This window comes from Kitasatospora sp. NPDC059599 (genome assembly GCF_042735125.1).
In the GTDB taxonomy this organism is placed as follows: domain Bacteria; phylum Actinomycetota; class Actinomycetes; order Streptomycetales; family Streptomycetaceae; genus Kitasatospora.
In genome coordinates, this window is sequence record NZ_JBHWCL010000024.1 from 26,989 (window position 1) to 47,016 (window position 20,028).

Below are 20,028 nucleotides of genomic sequence, written 5' to 3' on the forward strand. Positions count from 1 at the left end.
CGGGCCCACCTCATCCGTCCACGCCGCCTGCCGGGCGACCGGCATGCGGGCCCACGCCGACGCACGTCGGGCCGGTGGCCATCATCTGCCGACGCGCATTCCCCACCACAATCCGCACCTTAAGGATCGTCCGTGAACGACATGGCCATCCCGGCTGTCACAGCCGCCCCTGAAGGAGGCGCCGAGCTGCGTCTCGTGGTCCGTCTCGACTGGCAACGCGTCGCCGAACTCGGACTTCTCGCGTCCGAGTTGGCCAGTGAGCTGAAGCGGCCGGTCACTCTCGACGAAGCGGTGAGCCACCAGCTGGCCTTCCGTACCCGCCCGGTGGCTCCGGTTCACGGCACCGCCGGAACCCTCGCCGGCACCACGCCGACGACGACGGTGATGCCACTGTCCGGCGCGGCGGCCGTCGAAGCCCCTGGCCAGGCGCCGGTCGCGGCGGGCAAGCAGGCCGGACCCGCGTCGCTGGAGAGCGGCCCGTCGGGCCGGCCCGCAGCCGTCGCGTCCGGTCAGTCTGCGGTACGGCAGGCAACCGCGCCGGCACAGGCCGACGACAAGAACGCTCATCCGCTGGTCACCGCAGGGTGACTGCCGAGGCCGGACAGGTACCGCCCTCCTGGTCGGGTTCGTCCGGCTCCGGAATGCCCACCGGTCGGCCGACCGAGCCGAGCGGTGGGCCGACGGCCATGCCGACGTCCGACCCGGCCTACCCGCACACCGGCATGCCGACCGCGGCAGGCAGTGCCCGGACGCCGGTCTACAGCAGTCACTGGCAGAGCGCCACCCGCCGGGCGCGGAGGCGCACCGGCATCCAGGCGGTGGGTCTCCCAGCGCTTTCCCCGGCGCCACACGGCTGATGTCGTCCGGCGCCGGGAAACCCACGCTCATGTGCACCGGGTTCGCGCCGACCGCCGGGCCACCATCACTATCGGACAAGGACAGAGCTTGAGGAATTCGACAAGGCCACGTCGCAAGTCCCCGCAGGACACCGTGATGCGGCTTCGCGCGGCCGCCGCCGGCACGGCGCCGGAGCTGCCGAGGCCCCCGGTCCCGGTTCTGGCCGCCGCCGTCGTGGTGGTGCTCGCCGTGGTCGCCACGGTGTTGCAGGCTCTCCAGCTCCCCGCGACGGCGCACAACCGCAGCGGCACGGAGGCGGTGCACCGGTTCGTCGACTTCTTCTTCGGCGTGCTGACGCTGATGGCCCTCAGCGGCAGTGTCACGCTCGGACTCCTGGCAGCCGAGCGAAGGATGCTGACGCCGCGCCACAGGGTCGCGGTGCAGGCCCTCCACCGCGCCGTCTCCGTGGCGGCCGTGGTGACGCTGGTGATCCACATCGCCAACAAGGTCGCCGAGGGGCATGCCGCTCCTGCGGCGGCCGTGGTGCCGTTCGCTCCCGGCACCCGGTTCGTGGTCGGCGTCGGCACCATCGCCGCCGAACTGCTCGTCCTCGCCGCCGTGACCGGCGCACTGCGCGGACGGTTCACCGCCGACCCCCGCCTCACCCGGCTGTGGCGGCCCACGCACTGGGTCGCCTACGCCTCGTGGCCGCTCGCCCTCGCGCACGGGCTGGAGGCCGGGCGACCGGCCAGGGGCTGGGTCGTGTGGTCGTACGGCGTCAACATGGCTGCGGTGGCACTCGTCCTGCTCATCAAGTTCCTGTACGGAGCCGGACGCAACACCACTGGCGTCAACGCCAACCGCCGCCTGATGGCCGTGGACCTCGTCGATTCCGGCGAGGAGGCGGGCTACCCTGCGATCGGCGACCAGTTGCCCGTCTTCGGCGAGTCCTCCGCACTGTTGGCGCTGGACGTGGAGATTCCGGACGCCCGGCCGGCGGCGACGCCGGAACCCGCCTCGGCTGCCCCCGTGCCCGCCCCGGCGCCCATGGACCCAGCCGCCCTGCAATGGGACACCGGTGAGCTGAACGCCCTGCTCGACGTCGGCCGTCAGCAGTACCTGGCCGAGCAGGCGGCGTTCCAGCAGCAGCAACAACAGATGCAACAGCGGGACCAGTTCACGACGGATGTCTGGGACACCGGCGAACTCAACGCGATGCTCTACGGAGGGGATCAGCAGTACCTAGTGGAGCAGGCGGCGTTCCAGCAGCAACAGCAGGCCGAGTACCCCCAGCAGTCGTATGTCCAGCAGTACCCGCCCCAGGCGTACGCCGGCAACCCCGGGTACCCGCAGGAACCCGACACGGGCCCGCAGTTCCCGCCCGCGGAGGGGGCCTGGGCCGGTCCCGGCTACGGGTACCAGCCCACGTGGACACAGCCCTTCGGTTACGGCGTCGACTCCTGGCCGAACGGATGACGGCCGTCACCGCGGACGTCCCGGAGGTCATTCGGATGGGACCGCCCCGGCTCACCGCCGGGCTCGACCAGTACATCCGGATGGGCTACGAGGCCCATCTCGCCGTGCACGGGCCACTGCCCCGGTACGGCGCGCCGGAGCTGGTCGACCTCGCCCAGCGGATCGGGCTGGCCGGGAAGGGCGGCGCCGCCTTTCCCTTCGCGCGCAAGCTCCAGGCTGTGATCGACTCCACGCGGCGCCTGCGTCTGCCCGCGGCCGTCGTGGTCAACGCCACCGAGGGCGAGCCGGGCAGCGCCAAGGACCGGATGCTGCTCGCCCGCGCCCCGCACCTCGTCCTGGACGGGGCGCTGCTGGTCGGCGAGGCGCTGCGAGCCGAGAGCGTTGCCGTCGGCGTGGACGAGGGCAGCCCGGGCGTCACCTCGATGCCCGCCGCGGTCGCGGAACGCCGCTCCCGGCTGCCGATCCGGGTCGTGCAGCAGCCGGCCCGCTTCGTCTCCGGCGAGTCCGGTGCGCTGATCCGCGGCATCAACGGGCTGGTCGCCCTGCCGCCGAGCCGCAAGGTCCGCTCCTCCGACGGCGGACTCGGCGGTGTGGACGGGCTGCCGACGCTGCTTTCCAACGCCGAGACGTACGCCCAACTGGCCGTCGCCGCCCGGCTCGGAGCGGAGGCGTACCGCGCCGTCGGCCCCGACGCCGAGCCCGGAACGGTGCTGCTCACGGTCAACCGGCCGGGCGCCCGGCGGCCCGTGGTGGTGGAGGCCCCCGCCGGGACCCCGCTCGGCGCGGTGCTGGACGCCTGCGGGACCGGGCCGGGCCAAGGAGTGCTGGTCGGCGGCTACCACGGAATGTTCCTGGACGCGGCGTCGGCGGTGTCCGCTCCCTGCTCCCGGGCCGGGATGCGGCAGTCCGGGGGCACGTTCGGCGCCGGGATCGTCATCCCGCTGCCTGAGGACACCTGTCCGCTGGGCGAGGCGTACCGGATCGTCCAGTGGCTGGCCGCGGAGTCGGCAGGCCAGTGCGGCCCCTGCCGACGCGGACTGCCGGAGCTGGCAGGAGCCTTCGGCGCGATGGTGGCCGGCAGCGGCAGCCGGGCGGTGGAGGAGGCCCGTCGGCTCGCCGCCGCGGTGGTGGGACAGGGAGCCTGTTCCCACCCCGATGGTTCCGCCGGGTTCGTCCGGTCCGCGCTCAGCGCCTTCAGCGAGGACGTCCGCGCGCACACGGAGGGCGCCGGCTGCGGACGGCGGGTGCGCGCAGTGCTGCCGACTGTTCCCTGGAGCCCGGACCGGGGCGTCGGTGAGGTCGGCCGGGTGAACCTGAAGGTGGACTGGGCCCTGTGCGACGGGCACGGACTGTGCGCGGACATCGCCCCGGAGCTGTTCACGCTCGACCGGCACGGCTTCCCGGTGGTCAGCGAGGGCCCCGTGCCGGTCTGGCTGACGCTGTCCGCCAAACGGGCGGTCAACCAGTGCCCGGCCTTGGCCCTTCGCTTCGCCGTGTCCGGCCGCTGAGACGGATGGCCAGGCGATCTAGGGGTCGGCCCGGTCGCCCCCCGGTGGGACCAGCACGAGTCGGCAGCCTGCTCATCCGGACGATCTGGCGGACAACCCCGCAGTGATCGAGGCCGAGACCCGGGGGCTTCGACCACATGATCCACGACGAGGCCGCGAACCCCGTGCGCCCTCGCGTGGAATCCATGAGTGACCATCAGTTGTGATGCTCGCGCTCGTCCGGCAGGAACACGGGCACCCGGGCGGCGTCGGTCAGCTCCTCGATCCGGGGCTTTCAAATCCTGCCGTCCCGACTGGAGTTCGCTCCATTGTCGCCGTTCAGGGCCTTGTTTCACGAGAGTGAAGCGGGGCCCTTGATCGTTTTCAGGGCCTGCCGCTCACAACTTCTCACGTCGGTGATGATCACGGGCAGCCGAGCAGCTCGCCGAGCTTCCCCGACCCTGTCCCTGAGTCTCTGCGGGTCGGGGCGCACGTAGACCCGCTTCGTGACGCTGAGGTCCGAGTGACCGGTCCAGGCGGAGACCACGGTCTCCGGGACGCCGTTGTTGGCCATCCAGGAGAGCGTGGCGTGCCGGGCGCCGTAGAGGCGAACCTTGCGAACGCCGGCGGTCTCCATGAGCTTGTACGCCTCGCGCCGGAGCCTTTCCGTCTTGAGCGGGTTTCCCAGCTCGTCCACGAGAACATATCCGGTGTCGTTGTAGGCGGGTCCGGCCGCGAGTTTCTCCACCGCCGGGATGGCCTTGGAATTCTTCAAGGCCTTGCGGACGGGTCCGGCAGCGGCCAAGGACCACCCCCCTTCGAGTGCCTGGTGAAGCGCAACATGAGGCATTCCTTAGCGGAGTCGGAATTTCAGGCTGGAGAGCGCTCCACGCGCCGAATACCGTCTATGTTCGTTCTCGCCAGGTCGCGGACCAGGGCAACTCGTCAACCGATCTGGCCTCTTCGCGCGTACCCGGAAGAAGGCTGGGCACCACTCCGTGCCGGCGCGCAGACACCTCAAACCACCGCGAAATACGGAGGCACCGACAGATGAACGTCATCCGTGCTGTTCCAGGACCCGTTGCCGGCGACGACGCACGGCACGTGGTGCGCTCCACCCCGGGACCGTCCTCGCCCTGACCGGGCCGGACCGCGGCCGCCGGTGATGCTGTCCGCGATCAAGCCCGTCACACCGTCCGTGACGCCGTCCCTCGTGCCGTCGCCGATCCAACCGTTGATCCCGCTGTGGTTCCGTCGGCGAGCCTGGCCGTGGTCCCTTCCGGGGCCAGGCCGAGCGTTCGGAGCCGGACCGTCCCATCGTGGCAGCCGTCCCGTGCTGCCGCATCATCCCCTCGTCGGCCGCGCCGTCCGTGGACCGTTGCGCGTGGCTCATCACCGCACGGACCACCAGGGCCCACCCGGACCAGTTCCCGTGGGTTCCCCACGGCCCTGACCTCCGGGTGCAGAAGAGGAAGAGCCCCATGTCATCCATGAGGAAGAAGCGTAGATCGGGAACAGCCGCCTACGGCCTCCCCCGGGTGAGCCGCCCTCCAAGGTCGTACGCCACCCTCCTGATCGTCGTCGCGACGATCCTCACCGCAGCGGCCCTGGTGTACCCGATGGTGACGTCGACCGGTGCCTATAGCAGCGCCCCGGTGAGCGACACCCAAGCAGCAACACAGACACCCACGGGGCCGCTCACCACCCTCGACCGTGACTTCGTCAAGCGGGTTCGGCTGGCCGGACTGTGGGAGATTCCCGCAGGCCGGATGGCCCTCGCGAAGGGCACCAGCCCCGCAGTCAAGATGGCCGGCCAACACCTGATCCAAGGTCACACCGACCTCGACAAGGCGGTGCTGACCGCCGCCCAGACCCTGGATCTGGAAGTGCCCACCGAGCCCTCGGCACAGCAGCAGGGCTGGCTCAAGCAGTTGGATGCCGCGCAGGGCGCGGACTTCGACGAGCAATTCGCGAACATCCTGCGCAGCGCCCACGGGCAGGTGTTCGCGGTCGTGGCCCAAGTGCGCGCCAGCACCCAGAACTCCACGGTCCGGGCTCTTGCGAACACGGCCAACGCCACCGTGCTCGACCACATGAACGTCCTGGAGGACACCCGACTCGTGAAATTCGACAAGCTCACCCCGCTACCGACCGGTTCGGCCGCTCCGTCCCCGAGCCCCACGCCGGCGTCCGCCGGATCGACCCGCTAGACGACCGGATGAAGGCCGTCTGCGGCCTGTCCGGTAGGCCTGATCCCGTTTGAGGAGAGTGCAGAACATGAAGTCTCGTAAACGTGACACGTCGAGGAGAAGGGCCGGCGCCCTGCTGTTGGCGGCGATCCTGGGTATCGGCGCGGCCGGGACGGCCGGGGCGGTGGCCTTCGCCGGCGAGCGTCCGTGGGGGAGTGCGCGGTCGGCGTCCCCGCAGCTCGGTACCGTCGCCTGCGCCGACGCCGGGGTGGCCCTGAACGAGGTGCCGGAAGCGTCCCAGGACGCGGTCGACAAGAACCTCGCCGAGCTCGACGTCCAGGTGGCGGACGCGTACGACCGGCTGTCCGCGCCCGCCCCGGGCGACAACGAGAACCGCGTCATGGGCGATCTCGCCAACAAGCGCGCGGACACTCTGAAGAAGCTGGCGGACGGCGCCGGTCCGGACTCCGGTCTGCCGCAGGACCTGTCGGGCATGGCGAAGTGCACGGTCAGGCACGACCTGGTGGCTCAGGACGCGGCCAAGGGGTTCAGTGCCGACGGCGTGGGCGGCGCCGTCGCCCAGACCAAGCCGGCCGCACAGGTGAAATCCTTCCCCAAGAAGGGGTTCGTCGACATCAAGACGGTGTCCCCGAACGTCCCGGCGCCCGTCAAGAAGGGGTCGGCCACCGGCTCCTTCACGTCCCAGTGCGGGCGCAACGAGAACCGCCACCTCAACCCCGACAACGTGATCGTCGCGCCCGGTGTGAGCAACGGAGCGCACCACATGCACGACTACGTGGGGAACGTGGCCACGGACGCGTTCGCCTCCAACAGCAAACTCGCCGCCTCGGGCACCACGTGCACCAACGGCGACGGGTCGGCGTACTACTGGCCCGTCCTGCGCGTCTTCGACGGCACCAACGAGAAGGACGCCAAGGCGCCCGGTGGTGGCAAGGACAAGAACGTCGGACGGATCCTGCAGCCGGCCGAGGCGAACATCACGTACACCTCCAGTGTCGGGAACCCCGTCCAGCCGATGAAGCGGTTCCTGCGCATCATCACCGGCGACGCCAAGGCCTTCACCAACGGGCCGGCGAACGCCCGTGCGTCGTGGAGCTGCACGGGCTTCGAGAACCGCCAGGTCATCGACAAGTACCCGATCTGCCCGCAGGGGAGCAGGGTCGTCCGGACGCTGAAGTTCCCGGACTGCTGGGACGGCAAGAACATCGACAGCGCCAACCACCGGACCCACACGGCGTTCTCCGACAAGTCGGGCGCGTGCCCGAAGAAGTTCAAGGCGATCCCGCAACTGACGCAGCGCATCACCTACGACGTGCCGGCCGGGGTCCGGTTCGCCGTCGACAGCTTCCCCGAGCAGCTCCACAACCCGATCACCGATCACGGTGACTTCATCAACAACATGAACCAGGGTCTGCTGGACCAGATGGTCGGTTGCATCAACCAGGGGCGTCGCTGCGGGTGACCCACCCCGTCCGGGGCCGACCCGCGCATGACGGCCGGGGCCGCTGCGCGGTACATCGAGCCGCAGGGCCCGTGCCGCCGGCTCGGGGCCCACACTCCGGGCGCTGCCGCTCCTCCTCGCGCGTGGCCCGTGCGGCCCGGGGCGCTCGTCGGGGCGGCGGGCCGATCGAGAGGTTCCGGAGGGCTATCGACCCTGAAACCCACGTCCCGGGTCCGCGGACCGGCGTTCGACGCCGGACCGGATCACCAGGGACGCGCAAATCCACGGAAGGCCAGATTCCACCGATGGAAAGGCAAGGAACATGTTGACGAAGCGATACGGACTGGTGGGGCTCTGCGTCCTGCTGGTCGGGCTCCTGGTGATGGCCCTGATGGGCAGCATGAGCAGCAGCGCGAAGACGCCGTCCGGGTCGGACACCGGCCAACTGGTGGGCGCGCAGGACGCCGCGCCGGCCGGCAGCGGATCCTACGGCGCGTACGACTCCAACGGCGGTGCCAGCGCGTCGCCGTCCGCGGGCGGGGGTCAGGCCGGCGGAGCGCTGACCGTGCGCAACGACGCCAAGCTCGGCATGGTGGTCACCGACGGCCAGGGCTTCACCCTCTACCGGTTCGACAAGGACACCGCCAAGCCCCCGATGTCCAACTGCAACGACGGCTGCGCCAAGACCTGGCCGCCGGTCACCAAGGAGGGCACGACCGCGGGCAGCGGGATCGACGCCGGCGCGATCGGCGAGGTCACGCGGGCCGACGGATCGAAGCAGCTGACGCTGGGTGGCTGGCCGGTCTACCGCTACGCGCAGGACACCGCGGCCGGCGACACCAAGGGCCAGGGTGTCGGCGGCGTCTGGTTCGCCGTGGCGCCCGACGGCAAGAAGGCGGCCGCCTCGGCCCCCGGTGCGTCGGCCTACCCGTCGGAGATGCCGACCGATGCGGCTCCGACGTCCCAGCCGGCGCAGCCCGCCCCGGGTGGAGCCCAGGTCTCGGTGGCCACCCAGCCGCAGCTCGGCCCGATCGTCGTGGACGCGCAAGGCATGACGCTGTACCAGTACGCCAAGGACCCGTCCTGGCCGATGCGTTCCCTCTGCGAGGGCCAGTGCGCGATGACCTGGAAGCCGGCGCCCGCCGTCGACCCGACCCAGGTCAAGGGTGTGAACCCGAAGCTGATCGGCAAGATGCAGCGCTCCGACGGCACCTGGCAGCTGTCCGTCAACTGCAAGCCCGTCTACACCTACACGGGCGACAAGGCCCCCGGTGACGCCAACGGGAACGGCAAGGACAACCTGTGGTCGGCGATCAACCCCACGGGGAAGCCGGTGACCGGTAAGTGACGGCCGGGGACTCCACCGTGGCGGCCGTCCGGCCGCAGCGGACCGTCCGTCGCGCGCTCCAGTGGCTCGCGCTGACCGTCCTGCTCGGCCTGGGTGTCGTCGAACTGCTCGGCGGGGCAGGAGGACTGCTCGCCTCGCCGCAGACGTCGGCCCACGCTGCCCGGGCCTCGGTGGAGGACCTGGCCCAGCGGATCGGCTGCACGGCCGACATCACCGCCGACACCACGGACCTCCGCCAGGGGCTGTGCAGCCTCGGCGAAAACGAGGTCTGGATAGCCACCTTCCCGACCAACGGGGCCCAGACGGCCTGGACGTCGGAGGCCGAGGCGTACGGAGGGTCGTACCTGGTGGGTGACCGGTGGGTGGTCGTCGTGTCCGACACCACGGCGGACCTCCTGCACGCGAAGCTGGGCGGGGTCATCACCAGCGGCGCCGACCACACCGGGCACGCCGATCACGGCTATCACACCGGCCACGATCCGTCAGGGACCGGTTGACCCTGGCGAGCGTTTGATCGATCGGGCGGTGGCGACGCCACGGGACTCCCCGGCCCTGAGCCGCGGAGTCCTGTGGCGTCGCCACCGCTGTCGCAGTCCGGGCGTCCCCGGGGGCGCCCAGCCCCCGCACAGGGCTCCGAAATTGCCTCACGCTGCTGACCTCGGGCGATGCGCTCGATCCCTGGCCGGGCGTGATCGGTCCCCGTGTTCGTGCGGACGATCCACCTGCTGGCCATGCGGGTCCGCGGTCCGAAGGTGCCCATGCCGTGGGCCAGGGCCCTGCGTGCCATCGTGTGCGGTCTCCATCGCGTCCAAGGCTGACGATCTGCTGACCACAGATGGTCCGCCACACCCCTGACCTGGGAAGAAACGCAAATCACGTGGTATGTGGTGGAACTTCATCGGGCGCTCCACCGAGGACATCGCGCGGGCCCGGGAGGACTGGACGACCGGCGACCGCTTCGGCGAGGCCACGGCTACGCGGGCGACCGCCTGCCGGCCCCGGAACTCCCCGCGCTGCCGCTGAAGGCCCGCGGACGGGAGCGCTGAGGGGCCGCTGCGCGGCCGGGTGCCGTCCGGGGCGGCGGAGGCGGGTGGGGTGGGTGGGGGCGGTTGTCGCAGAGCTGTGACAGGCGGGGGCCGGATCCCTCAGGGGATCCTCATGACGTGCACGTATGGTCCTTCGCATGGCAGAGAAGGCGGCGGGGGCGGGTATGCGGAAGTTCGGGCACGGGGTGCGGCTGATCGGGATCAGTGTCGTGGCCGGTGCGGTGGCGGCGGGGATCGCGCTGCCCGCGGTGGCGGCGGCCGGGTTGGGTGCCCAGTCGGCGGCGGACGACTTCCAGAACCTGCCGGACGACTTCAAGACGCCGGCGCTGTCGCAGGCCTCGACGATCCTCGATGCCCGGGGCGGCACGATCGCCACCGTGTACGACCGCGACCGCACCGTCGTCCCGGGGGACCAGATATCCCCGCTGGTGAAGACCGCGCTGGTGGACGTCGAGGACAACCGCTTCTACGAGCACGGCGCGATCGACCTCAAGGGGGTGCTGCGCGCCGTCGACAAGAACGCGTCCTCGGGCACCACTGCGCAGGGCGCGTCGACGCTGACCCAGCAGTACGTGAAGAACGTCTTCGTGGACGAGGCGGGTGACGACCCGCAGAAGGTCGCGGAGGCGCAGCGGCAGACGATCGGCCGCAAGATCCAGGAGCTGAAGTACGCGATCAAGGTCGAGGAGACGCTGGGCAAGGACCAGATCCTCACCAACTACCTGAACATCACCTTCTTCGGGGAGAAGGCCTACGGCATCGAGGCGGCCGCGCACCGGTACTTCGGCGTGCACGCCAAGGACCTCACCCTGCCGCAGGCCGCGATGCTGGCCGGCCTGGTGCAGTCGCCCAGCGGCTACGACCCGACGGTCAACCCGACCGCGGCCAAGGACCGGCGTGACACCGTGCTGCGCAAGATGGCCGAGTACGGGCACATCACCAAGGACCAGGCCCAGCAGGCGATCGCGACCCCGCTGGGGCTCAACGTCCAGGCGTCGCAGCAGGGTTGCATCCTGGCCAAGCAGGGCGAGGGCTTCTTCTGCGACTACGTGCGCCAGGTGGTGCTCACCGACCCGGCCTTCGGGAAGACGGCGGCCGAGCGGCAGGCGGTGTGGAAGCGCGGTGGGCTGCAGATCCACACCACGCTCGACCCCAAGGCGCAGGCCGCCCTCTACTCCTCGGTGACCGGCCACGTGAACGCCGGCGACCAGGCGGCGACCGCGATGAGCATCGTCGAGCCGGGCACCGGCAAGATCCTCGCGATGGGCCAGAGCCGCCCGTACGGCGTCGACGACAAGCAGCACCAGACGCAGATCAACTACAACGCCCCCAAGTCCCTGGGCGGCGGGCTCGGCTTCCCGACCGGCTCGACGTTCAAGCCGATCGTCGCGGCGGCGGCCCTGGAGAGCGGCCTCACGCCGAGCCAGAGCTACACCACCGACTACAGCATCCCGTGGCCGGCGATGAAGGACTGCTCGGGCGGCAGGTTCCCGTCGGCCGGGCAGGTGCACAACGACAGCACGAGCCTCACCGGCCAGTTCGACATGAAGACGGCGATGGCGCAGTCGGTCAACACCTACTTCGCGAAGCTGGAGGCCGACACCGGGCTCTGCAACGTCGCCCAGATGACCAACAAGCTCGGCATCACCCAGCAGGCCGGCGGTGAGAAGCTCCAGGTGGTGCCGTCGATGACGCTCGGCAGCAACGACCTGACCCCGCTGGCGATGGCGGGCGTCTACGCGGCCTTCGCCGCCCACGGCACCTACTGCGCGCCGACCGCCATCACCTCGGTCACCGGCCCGGACGGCAAGCAGGTCGCCGTGCCGCAGGCGAACTGCTCCTCGGTGATGTCCGCGGACACCGCCGACACCGTCACCGCGATGCTCAAGGGCGTCGTGGACGACGGCACCGGCAAGATGGCCGGCCTCACCGCCCGGGACAGCGCGGGCAAGACCGGCACCACCAACGAGAGCCGGCAGGTCTGGTTCGTCGGCTACACCCCGGAGATGGCCGGTGCCACGGTCGTCAGCGACACCGACAACCCGAAGCCGCTGGACGGCCAGCGGATCGGCGGCAAGGTGATCGACCAGGCCTTCGGTGGCACCCTGGCCGGTCCGATCTGGCGCGACGCCTTGGACGGCGCGCTCGACGGCACGCCGGCGGGCACGTTCCCGCCGGTCCAGCTGCCGTAAGGGACCGCGTCGCGCGGACCGGAGGCCGTCGGCCCGCCTTCCCCTCGGGAGGGCGGGTCGACGGCTTCGTCGTGGCGGTGGCCGCTGGGGAGGTCGCGGCTGCCGGCCGGTCGGGCGGGCGTGGTGGTCGGTGGGGCGGACGCGACGGGCGGTCGGAGTCGGGGACGGTCGGAGTCGGTCGGGCGGATTCGGTCAGGCGGGGGCGGATTCGGTCGGGCGGAAATGATCAGCGGTCGGGGAGAACGGCGAGGGCGTCGATCTCGACGAGCATTCCGGAGAGGAGGCCGACGACGACCGTGGTGCGGGCGGGAAAGGGGTGGCCGAGGAATGCGCCGTAAGCGGCGTCCATGGCGGGGAAATCGTCCGCGTGTGCGAGATATACGCGCAGCATGACGGCGTCGGCGAGGGACGATCCCTCGGACCGGAGAATGGCGTCGATGTTCCGGAGCGTCTGCGTGGTCTGTTCGGCGACGCCGCCGGGGACGAGTTCTCCGGTCGCCGGGTCGGTGCCGCCCTGGCCGGCGACCTGGAGGAGGGCGCCGCGGCGGGCGCCCTGGGAGTAGCTGCCGACCGGGGTGGGTGCGGAGGAGGTCTGGACGGCAATCCTGGACATATGCACGTTTCTAGTCGCGGGTGGGGAGGCGGGGCAAGGAAACGGAGGCTTCCGGATCCGGACATGGCTTGATGTAGACACCTCAAGCAGGGTGGGCGAAGCGCCGATGATCGGTCCGATGCGGGAATGCCGCCCGTGCGCGGACGGATCGGTCGGCGGCCGGGGTGCCGGGCGCGGAATCCGACGATCAAGGTTCGGGTATTGCGGAGGTCTCAACTCCGATGTTAGGCATAGAGATGATCGCCCTACGACCGGGGAGCTGATCGCATGTCTCTGGTGCTCGCCGGTAATCCGGCCGCCGTGCCGATCAGCGTATTCGGGTGGGGTGTCCACCGGCGCTGCCGGTGCAGTTCAGGGGTTATCAGGGATGGGTCACGGGGGTTTCCTGATGCTTGAACCGTTCGGCCTCGGGCCGGAAAGCGAATGCCTTTACCTGACGATGCTCCGCAACCCCGACGCCGACCTCGGGAAGATCGCGGGCAGCCTGGGGTGGGACGAGAACGGGACGGCGGCGCAGATCGCCAAGCTCGCCGACCTGGGCCTGCTGCGGCCCTCCTGCGACGCGCCGGACCTCTGGTACGCCGTCAGCCCGGAGGTCGGGCTGCAGGACCTGCTGGCCCGGCAGCGGGTCGAACTGGCGCGTAGCCGGAGCCGGATCGAGGAGGGCAACGCGGCGCTCCAGGTGCTCCGCAGCGAGTTCGCCGACCGGCGGCTCACCACGATGGACGTGGAGGAGTTCACCGGCACCGACACGGTCTGCGACCAGGTGTGGCGGCTCTCCCGCGAGGCACGGCACGAGGTCCTGGCCTTCGTGCCCGGCGGCCCGCAGCCGCCGGAGTCGCTCGCGACCAGCCGCGCGGCCCACCAGGACCTGCGGACGCGCGGCGTCGAGGCCCGGTCGATCTACCTCAACACCGCCCGCAACGACCCGGCGACCCGCACCCACCTGCGGTGGCTCCAGGAACGCGGCGTCGAGGTGCGCACGGTCGCGCTGCTGCCGCCGTGGATGATCCTCTTCGACCAGGAGCACGCGCTGCTCTCGGTCGACCCGGACGACGTCCAGGGCAAGGCCGCGATCCTGCTGTCCGGCCGGGGGACGGCCGCGATCGCGGCGCTGGCCTCGCTGTTCGACCAGTCCTGGCAGCAGGCGGCACCGTTCGGGGCGCCGGTCCGGGAACGGGACCCGGGTGCCGCCGGGGTCGAACTGGCCGGTGACACCAAGGCCGTGCTGCAGCTGCTGCACGAGGGCTACACGGACGAGCAGGCGGGCCGCAAGCTGGGCATCTCCAGCCGGACGGTCGGCCGGATCGCGGGCAAGCTGATGACCCGGCTGGGCGCCCGGAGCCGCTTCCAGGCGGGTGCGCTGGCCTCCCGCGAGGGCTGGCTCGATCAGTGACCGTCCCCGCCGGGGCGGTGCGGAGGGCGCCTGCGGCGGCGGTGCGGGGCGGGCGGACGGGGGACCTGCGGAAAGGGGCGGACAGGGGACCGGCGCAGGCTCCGGGCGGCGTCCCGGGCGCGGTCCTTTGAGCGCCCCCGGCGCCCGTGCCATGCTCGTCGGCATGCTGCGACGCCGGGTCGGGATCGGACTCGTCGGGCGGGACGACGAACTCGGAGACCTGCTCGGCGCGTTGGACCGCGTCCGGACCGGGGAGCCCGCAGCCGTCGTGGTGGTCGGTGAGGCGGGCATCGGCAAGACCCGGCTGATCGAGGAGTTCACGGCCGCCGCCGGGCGTTCCGGCGCGCTGGTGCTGACCGGGCGTTGCGTCGACACCCGGCCGGAGCTGCCCTACCTGCCGTTCGCCGAGCTCGCCCTACAGGCGACGGCGGCCGGCCGGCTGCTCGAACACGAGGGCGTGCTGGGCCTGTTGACCGCCGGACCGGCGGCAGAGGCGGGCGGGCGGCCGCCGAGCCGGGTGCGGATGTTCTCGGCGGTTCTGGCGGCCGTGCGGGAGCTGGCCCGGGAGACGCCGGTGGTGCTGGTGATCGAGGACCTGCACTGGGCCGACCGGTCCAGCCTGGACCTGCTGACGTTCCTGCTGTCCCGGCTGGGCCCCGGGCCCGTGCTGACCGTCGCGAGCCACCGCAGCGACGACCTGGAGCGGTGCCACCCGCTGCGCCGGGTGCTGGCCGAGCTGTACCGGCTGCCGGGCGTGCACCGGCTCGAACTCGCCCCGCTGACCGAGGAGGTGATCCTCGACCTGGTGCGGGCGCTGGCGGCGCCGACGGAGGGCGGACCGCCGCCGGAGGACGCCGAGCTCGACCGCATCGCCCGGCGCTGCGACGGCAACCCGTTCTTCGCCGAGGAGCTGGTCACCGCCGCGACGAGCACCCGGACGGGTACCCGGGCGAGCGTCCGGACGGGCACCTGGACGGGTTCCCGGTCCGTCGGTCCGACCGGCAGCCTGTCGGAGGTCCTGACCGCTCGGGTCGAGCGTCTCGCGGACCCGACCCGGCTGCTGCTCCGCGCCGTCGCCGTGGTCGGCCGCCCGGCGCCGGCCGAAACCCTGGGGGCGCTCGCCGAGCTGGGGGGCGCGAACCTGGACGACGCACTCCAACAGGCCCTGGACCACGGTGTCCTGATCACCGAGGAGCCGCCCGGGACCGTCACCGGCGCCGCGTGGAGCACATCCGTCGAGTGGACCACGTCCGCAGCGCGGACCGCAGCCGTCGAGTGGACCACATCCGCAGGGCCGGCCGGTGCCGTCGGCGCGGTCGCCACCGAGAGCTACGGCTTCCGGCACGCCCTCCTGCGCGAATCGGTGTACGGCGGCCTGCTCCCCGGCCTGCGCGCCCGGCTGCACGCCCGCTGCGCCGCCCTGCTGGAACGGTCCCGGGGCAGCGCCGCCGAGGTGGCCTTCCACGCGCTGGCCGCGCACGACCTCCCGCTGGCGTTGGACGCCAGCGTGCGCGCCGCCCGGGACGCCGCGCACCGGGGTGCGTTCGGCGAGGTGCTGGCGCACGGTGAGCGCGCCCTCGACCTGTGGCCGCGCGTGCCCGACGCGGCCGCCGTCACCGGGACGAGCGCGGTCGGCCTGACCCGGCTGGCCGCGATGGGCGCGGGCGACAGCGGTGAGCCCGAACGGGCCCTGGCTCTGCAGGAGAAGGCCGTCGAACTCGCCGAGGCGGACGGCGATCCGGTGGTCGCGGCGGCCACCCGGCTGCGGTACGGGCTGCGGTTGCTGGAGTTCCCCGGACAGGCCGAACGGGCCGCCCGGCAGGCCGGGATCGCGCTGCGGCTGCTGGCCGCCGGGCCGCCGTCCGCCGACCGGGCCTGGAGCCATGCGCTGCTCGCCCGCGCCCTGCACCGGCTCGGCCGGACGGAGGAGGCGTCCGAGCAGGCCGCGAGCGCCGTCCGGGACGCGCAGGCGGCCGGCGCACAGGCGGCGTTCGCGCCGGGAACGGACCCCTACGGGCCGGAGTGCGACGCGCTGGGTGCGGAGGCCGACGCGCGGATCACGCTGGCCTTCGCCGGGCTGCGCCGGCCCGGCGCCGCCGCGGTCCTGGCCGACATGCGCCAACACGGCGGCGTGTCGGGCCACTTCGGGGTCGAACTGCGGGCGCACTACGGGCTGGGGCTGACCAGGCTGCTGGCCGGTGACCCGGCCGGGGCGGTGGCCGAGTTCGTGGCCGGCGAGGAGCGGGCCGAGCGGACCGGGACCACCTGGAGCGAGTACGGCCTACGGCTGCGGACGGCCCGCGCGGTCGCGCTCTTCCGGGCCGGCGACTGGGCCGGGGCCGGGGCGGCGCTACGGCCGGACCATACCCCTCCGTCGGAGCTGATCATTCGTCAACTTCATGCGACAGAGTCTGTGTTGGTGGCCGCTCGGGGCGAGGAGGTCGATGGGGGCGGCCGGGAACCGGTCCCTCCGCACCTCGCACTGCTCGCCGCGCAGGCGCTCGCCGAGGCGGCGCTGTGGCGGGGCCGGCCGGAGGAGGCCGCCGACCTGGTCCGGCGGGCGCTCGACCGGGACCGCGGCGAGGACTCGGCGGCCCGGCGGGCGGAGGAGCTGCCGCTGTGCGCGCTCGGCGCGACCGCGTACGGCCGGCTCGGCGACGCCGGGGCGGTGGCCGCGCTCGCGGCGCGGGCCCGCGCGCGGGCCGAGGGCGCGCCGTCCCGCGGCTGGTCGGCCTGGATCGAGGCCGAGCACCGGACCGCGCTCGGCGAGACCACCGCCGAGCAGTGGGCCGCAGTCGCCGAGGCCTTCGCGGCCGGCGACGGCAGTGGTGGAGGCGGTGGCGGAGGCCGTGGAGGCGGCGACCCGTACCGTCGGGCGCAGGCGCTCTGGCGGCGCGCCGAGGTGCTGGTCCGCACCCGCGTGGCGGGCGCCGGCCGCCGAGCCGGCCACGCGACGAGGGCACAGGCGGGCGCAGACCTGGCGCAGGCGGCCCGGATCGCCCGCCGGCTCGGCGCGGCCCCGCTGCTGGCGGCCGTCGAGGACCTGGCAGGACGGATCGGGGTCCGGTCGGCGGGGGCAGCGGGTCGGGTCGCGGAAGCCGGAAACGGACCGCTCACCGAGCGGGAACGCTCGGTGCTTGCCCTGGTGGCCCAGGGCCTCACCAACCGGGAGGTGGGCGAGCGGTTGTTCATCAGCGAGAAGACCGTCAGCGTCCACCTGACCCGGGTGATGGCCAAGCTCGGTGCGGGAAGCCGGACCGAGGCGGTGGACGCCGCCCACCGGCAGCGCCTGCTCGGGCCGCCGTCGCAGTCGTGAACCGCCGCAGTCCTGGTCTGCCGCAGTGCTGAACAGCCGCTGCCCCGAACCGTCGCAGCCCCGAACCGTTGCAGCCCTGGACCGTCGCTGCCCCGAACCGTCGCGCCCGCGAAGGGCCTTCGAGCGGCCCGAACCGTCGCGGCGCGGCGTCCCCTTACCCGGCCCTTACCCCCACCCGGCGGACACCCGCCGACACGACGTGATCTCCCGATGTGCCGCCCCGCCGTCCGGCCGAGACTGGTCCGCGCCCGCGCATGATCCCCGCGCGGCCACGTGACTCTCCACAGGGGGAAGGACCCATGAAGGAACTGCTCGCCGACGTCACACCGCTGCGGCGGTCCCCAGGCTTCCGGAGACTGTTCGTCGGCCAGTGCCTGACCATGGTGGGCAGCCAGGTGACCCAGGTCGCGGTGCCCTGGCAGGTGTACTCGGTCTCGCACTCCTCCGTCGCCCTCGGCATGGTCGGCCTCGCCGCGCTGCTGCCGATCGTCGTCTTCGGCATCTACGGCGGGGCGATCGCCGACTCGATGGACCGCCGCCGGCTGATCCTGATCACCTCCTCCGGTTCGGCCGCGGTGAGCGTCGCCCTGGTGGTGCAGGCGGTCGCGCACGCCGACAGCCTCTGGCTCCTCTACACCTGCGTCACCGTCCAGGCCGCGTTCTTCGCGATCGACCTGCCGACCCGGCGGGCGCTGCTGCCCCGGCTGGTCGAGCCGGAGGACCTGCCCGCCGCCAACGCCCTGTTGCTGCTGGTCTTCACCGTCGGCATCGTCGGGGGGCCGCTGGCGGCCGGCGCGACGGTCTCCCTCGGCGGGTACGGCGCCGCGTACGCGGTGGACGTGGCCTGCTTCGTGCTCGCCATCACGTTCATCGCCGGACTGCCGGCCGTCCTGCCCGAGGGCGGCGGGCGGCGTGCCGACCTGTCCTCGGTGCTGGAGGGCATCCGGTACCTCAAGTCCCGTCCGGTGCTGTGGATGTGCTACGTCCTGGACCTCAACTCGACGGTCTTCGCGATGCCCACGGCGCTCTTCCCGGTCCTCGCGGTGGAGCGCTTCCACGGCGGCCCGGAACTGGCCGGCTACCTGTCGGCGGCGCTGGCGAGCGGGGCGTTCCTGGGGTCGATGTTCGGCGGCTGGATGCCGAAGGTCCGCCGGCTCGGACGGGCCGCGCTGCTGGCCGTGCTCGCCTGGGGCGTCTCGCTGGGGGCACTCGGGCTGGCGGGCTCGCTGTGGCTCGCCATGCTGCTGCTCGCGGTCGCCGGGTACGCCGACACGGTCAGCGCGGTCGAGCGGTCGTCGATCCTGCAGCACGAGACCCCGGACGAACTGCGCGGGCGGACCTCCGGGGTGCTCACGGTGGTCGGCGCCGGCGGGCCGCGGCTCGGTGACGTCCGGGCGGGCCTGGTGGCGGCGGCCTGCGGGCCCGCGGTCGCGGCGGTGGCGGGCGGGGTGGCCTGCGTGGTCGGGGCGCTGGCGCTGGCGAAGGCGGTGCCGGAGTTCACCCGCTACCGGATGGCGGAGGAGGCCGCCGGGGCCGGGGAGGCCGCTGCGGGGACGGTGCCCGCGGATCCGGCCGCGCGAACGGCCCCAGCGGATCCGGCGGCGGGGACGGCGCCCGCGACGCCGCCGTCCGCGGCCGCGCAGCCCGGCGGGACGAAGAGGAGTGAACCGGACGGATCGGGGCAGGCGACCGCCGCACGGTCGTCGGCCACGCCGTAACCGGAATGAGCCGACGACCGGGCGACCGTCAGACCTCCGGGGCTCCGGCCCCGGGGTGCTGGGCCGGGCTGTCGGCGGACAGTCCGGCCCAGCGGGGCTCCCGCCCCTCCGCGAAGGCGCGGGGGCCCTCGACGGCGTCCCGGCTGTGGCGACGCCGCTCCTCCCAGGTGAAGCGGGTGCCGAAGGCTTCGGCGAGCGGCAGGTCGAGCGAGGCCAGGGCGGCCTCCTTGATCGCGTAGAGGGACAGCGGCGCGCAGCGCAGCACGTCCCGTACCCAGGCCTCGGTGCGGGCGTCGAGTTCCTCGGCCGGCACGACCTCGTTCACCAGGCCGAACCGCAGCGCCGCGGCGGCGTCCAACCGCCGGCCGGTCAGCAGGTGGCCCATCGCGGTCTTCAGCGGCAGCTGGCGGACCAGCCGGAACACGCCGCCCGCGCCCGGCATCAGCCCGAGGCCCGCCTCCGGCAGCGCGAACACCGCGCGTTCGGAGGCGATCACCAGGTCGCAGGCGAGGGCGAGTTCGAAGCCGCCGCCGAGCGCGTAGCCGTCCACCCGGGCGATCACGGGCTTGACCAGGCCGAAGCGCTCGGTCAGCCGGGGGTGGCCGGGCAGGCCGCGACTGCCGAAGGAGGTACGCGGTCCGCCCTCGGCGTCGAGCCGGGCGCGTTCGTGCAGGTCCTGGCCGACCGAGAAGGCCCGGTCGCCCGCGCCGGTGAGCACGGCCAGCCGGATCCGGTCGTCGGCCTGGACGTCGTCCCACACCTCGGCCAGTTCGGCGTGGGTGCGCAGGTCCATCGCGTTGAGGACCTCCGGGCGGTCGATGGTGACCCGGGCGACGTGGCCGTCCTTCACGTAGCGCACGCGCGGACGCCCGTGCGCCGCGGGGGCCTTGACCGCCGAACCGTTCGCCGCATCCCCGCTCACGGTGTCGCCGTCCCCGCGCCCGGTTG

Annotated in this window: 14 protein-coding genes and 1 pseudogene; 12 read left to right on the top strand and 3 right to left on the bottom strand. The window is 72.7% G+C overall.

All coding sequences use genetic code 11. The features are described from left to right. The first annotated feature begins 132 nt into the window (after positions 1-132). From ACFV04_RS11755 to ACFV04_RS11765, 3 genes are all read left to right on the top strand, one after another. The gene (locus tag ACFV04_RS11755; RefSeq protein WP_380338617.1) at positions 133-588 is read left to right on the top strand and encodes a hypothetical protein; all 456 of its coding nucleotides are present in this window, start codon (positions 133-135) and stop codon (positions 586-588) included. A gap of 405 nt (positions 589-993) precedes the next feature. Next, complete coding sequence (locus tag ACFV04_RS11760) at positions 994-2,313, top strand: hypothetical protein (RefSeq protein WP_380338620.1); 1,320 nt, start codon at positions 994-996, stop codon at positions 2,311-2,313. A 35-nt stretch (positions 2,314-2,348) separates the two neighbouring features. After that, entirely contained in the window at positions 2,349-3,821 is a 1,473-nt protein-coding gene (locus tag ACFV04_RS11765; RefSeq protein ID WP_380338623.1) for an NADH-ubiquinone oxidoreductase-F iron-sulfur binding region domain-containing protein, read from the top strand. Between the two features lie 331 nt (positions 3,822-4,152). Here the strand turns inward: ACFV04_RS11765 and ACFV04_RS11770 are convergent, their stop codons facing one another. After that, entirely contained in the window at positions 4,153-4,605 is a 453-nt protein-coding gene (locus ACFV04_RS11770) for a tyrosine-type recombinase/integrase (protein WP_380338626.1), read from the bottom strand. Positions 4,606-5,281: 676 nt separating this feature from the next. Between ACFV04_RS11770 and ACFV04_RS11775 the strand changes: the two genes are divergently transcribed. The 6 genes and pseudogenes from ACFV04_RS11775 to ACFV04_RS11800 all read left to right on the top strand — a co-directional run bounded on the left by ACFV04_RS11775 (position 5,282) and on the right by ACFV04_RS11800 (position 12,037). After that, complete coding sequence (locus tag ACFV04_RS11775) at positions 5,282-6,010, top strand: DUF4142 domain-containing protein (RefSeq protein ID WP_380338629.1); 729 nt, start codon at positions 5,282-5,284, stop codon at positions 6,008-6,010. A gap of 67 nt (positions 6,011-6,077) precedes the next feature. Beyond that, positions 6,078-7,472: a DUF1996 domain-containing protein gene (locus ACFV04_RS11780; protein ID WP_380338631.1), complete on the top strand. Its 1,395-nt coding sequence runs from the start codon at positions 6,078-6,080 to the stop codon at positions 7,470-7,472. 301 nt (positions 7,473-7,773) lie between these two features. Beyond that, entirely contained in the window at positions 7,774-8,799 is a 1,026-nt protein-coding gene (locus tag ACFV04_RS11785) for an SCO0930 family lipoprotein (RefSeq protein WP_380528592.1), read from the top strand. Continuing rightward, entirely contained in the window at positions 8,796-9,296 is a 501-nt protein-coding gene (locus tag ACFV04_RS11790) for a hypothetical protein (protein ID WP_380528594.1), read from the top strand. The genes ACFV04_RS11785 and ACFV04_RS11790 overlap by 4 nt, the downstream gene beginning before the upstream one ends. A gap of 385 nt (positions 9,297-9,681) precedes the next feature. Next, positions 9,682-9,845 (top strand): annotated as a pseudogene (locus tag ACFV04_RS11795) (pirin family protein); the annotation flags it as partial. A gap of 137 nt (positions 9,846-9,982) precedes the next feature. After that, entirely contained in the window at positions 9,983-12,037 is a 2,055-nt protein-coding gene (locus tag ACFV04_RS11800) for a transglycosylase domain-containing protein (RefSeq protein WP_380528596.1), read from the top strand. A gap of 226 nt (positions 12,038-12,263) precedes the next feature. On the opposite strand, the gene ACFV04_RS11805 is transcribed toward ACFV04_RS11800, so the two are convergent. Then, positions 12,264-12,650, bottom strand: a complete 387-nt coding sequence (locus tag ACFV04_RS11805; protein WP_380338641.1) for a RidA family protein — start codon at positions 12,648-12,650, stop codon at positions 12,264-12,266. Positions 12,651-13,089: 439 nt separating this feature from the next. On the opposite strand from ACFV04_RS11805, the gene ACFV04_RS11810 reads away from it, so the two are divergent. The 3 genes from ACFV04_RS11810 to ACFV04_RS11820 all read left to right on the top strand — a co-directional run bounded on the left by ACFV04_RS11810 (position 13,090) and on the right by ACFV04_RS11820 (position 19,080). Further along, complete coding sequence (locus tag ACFV04_RS11810) at positions 13,090-14,046, top strand: LuxR C-terminal-related transcriptional regulator (protein WP_380338644.1); 957 nt, start codon at positions 13,090-13,092, stop codon at positions 14,044-14,046. Positions 14,047-14,209: 163 nt separating this feature from the next. Further along, positions 14,210-17,362: an AAA family ATPase gene (locus ACFV04_RS11815; protein WP_380528598.1), complete on the top strand. Its 3,153-nt coding sequence runs from the start codon at positions 14,210-14,212 to the stop codon at positions 17,360-17,362. A 299-nt stretch (positions 17,363-17,661) separates the two neighbouring features. Then, complete coding sequence (locus tag ACFV04_RS11820) at positions 17,662-19,080, top strand: MFS transporter (protein WP_380528600.1); 1,419 nt, start codon at positions 17,662-17,664, stop codon at positions 19,078-19,080. A gap of 28 nt (positions 19,081-19,108) precedes the next feature. On the opposite strand, the gene dpgD is transcribed toward ACFV04_RS11820, so the two are convergent. Further along, positions 19,109-20,002, bottom strand: coding sequence for an enoyl-CoA-hydratase DpgD (gene dpgD / locus ACFV04_RS11825; RefSeq protein WP_380338653.1), 894 nt, complete (start codon positions 20,000-20,002; stop codon positions 19,109-19,111). Positions 20,003-20,028: the final 26 nt, after the last annotated feature.

Coding starts and splice junctions, on each gene's coding strand:
- ACFV04_RS11810 (WP_380338644.1), top strand. CDS start 13,090: ATGCTCCGCAACCCCGACGCCGACCTCGGGAAGATCGCGGGCAGCCTG.
- ACFV04_RS11785 (WP_380528592.1), top strand. CDS start 7,774: ATGTTGACGAAGCGATACGGACTGGTGGGGCTCTGCGTCCTGCTGGTC.
- ACFV04_RS11765 (WP_380338623.1), top strand. CDS start 2,349: ATGGGACCGCCCCGGCTCACCGCCGGGCTCGACCAGTACATCCGGATG.
- ACFV04_RS11760 (WP_380338620.1), top strand. CDS start 994: ATGCGGCTTCGCGCGGCCGCCGCCGGCACGGCGCCGGAGCTGCCGAGG.
- ACFV04_RS11820 (WP_380528600.1), top strand. CDS start 17,662: ATGAAGGAACTGCTCGCCGACGTCACACCGCTGCGGCGGTCCCCAGGC.
- ACFV04_RS11775 (WP_380338629.1), top strand. CDS start 5,282: ATGTCATCCATGAGGAAGAAGCGTAGATCGGGAACAGCCGCCTACGGC.
- ACFV04_RS11800 (WP_380528596.1), top strand. CDS start 9,983: ATGGCAGAGAAGGCGGCGGGGGCGGGTATGCGGAAGTTCGGGCACGGG.
- ACFV04_RS11815 (WP_380528598.1), top strand. CDS start 14,210: ATGCTGCGACGCCGGGTCGGGATCGGACTCGTCGGGCGGGACGACGAA.
- ACFV04_RS11780 (WP_380338631.1), top strand. CDS start 6,078: ATGAAGTCTCGTAAACGTGACACGTCGAGGAGAAGGGCCGGCGCCCTG.
- ACFV04_RS11805 (WP_380338641.1), bottom strand. CDS start 12,650: ATGTCCAGGATTGCCGTCCAGACCTCCTCCGCACCCACCCCGGTCGGC.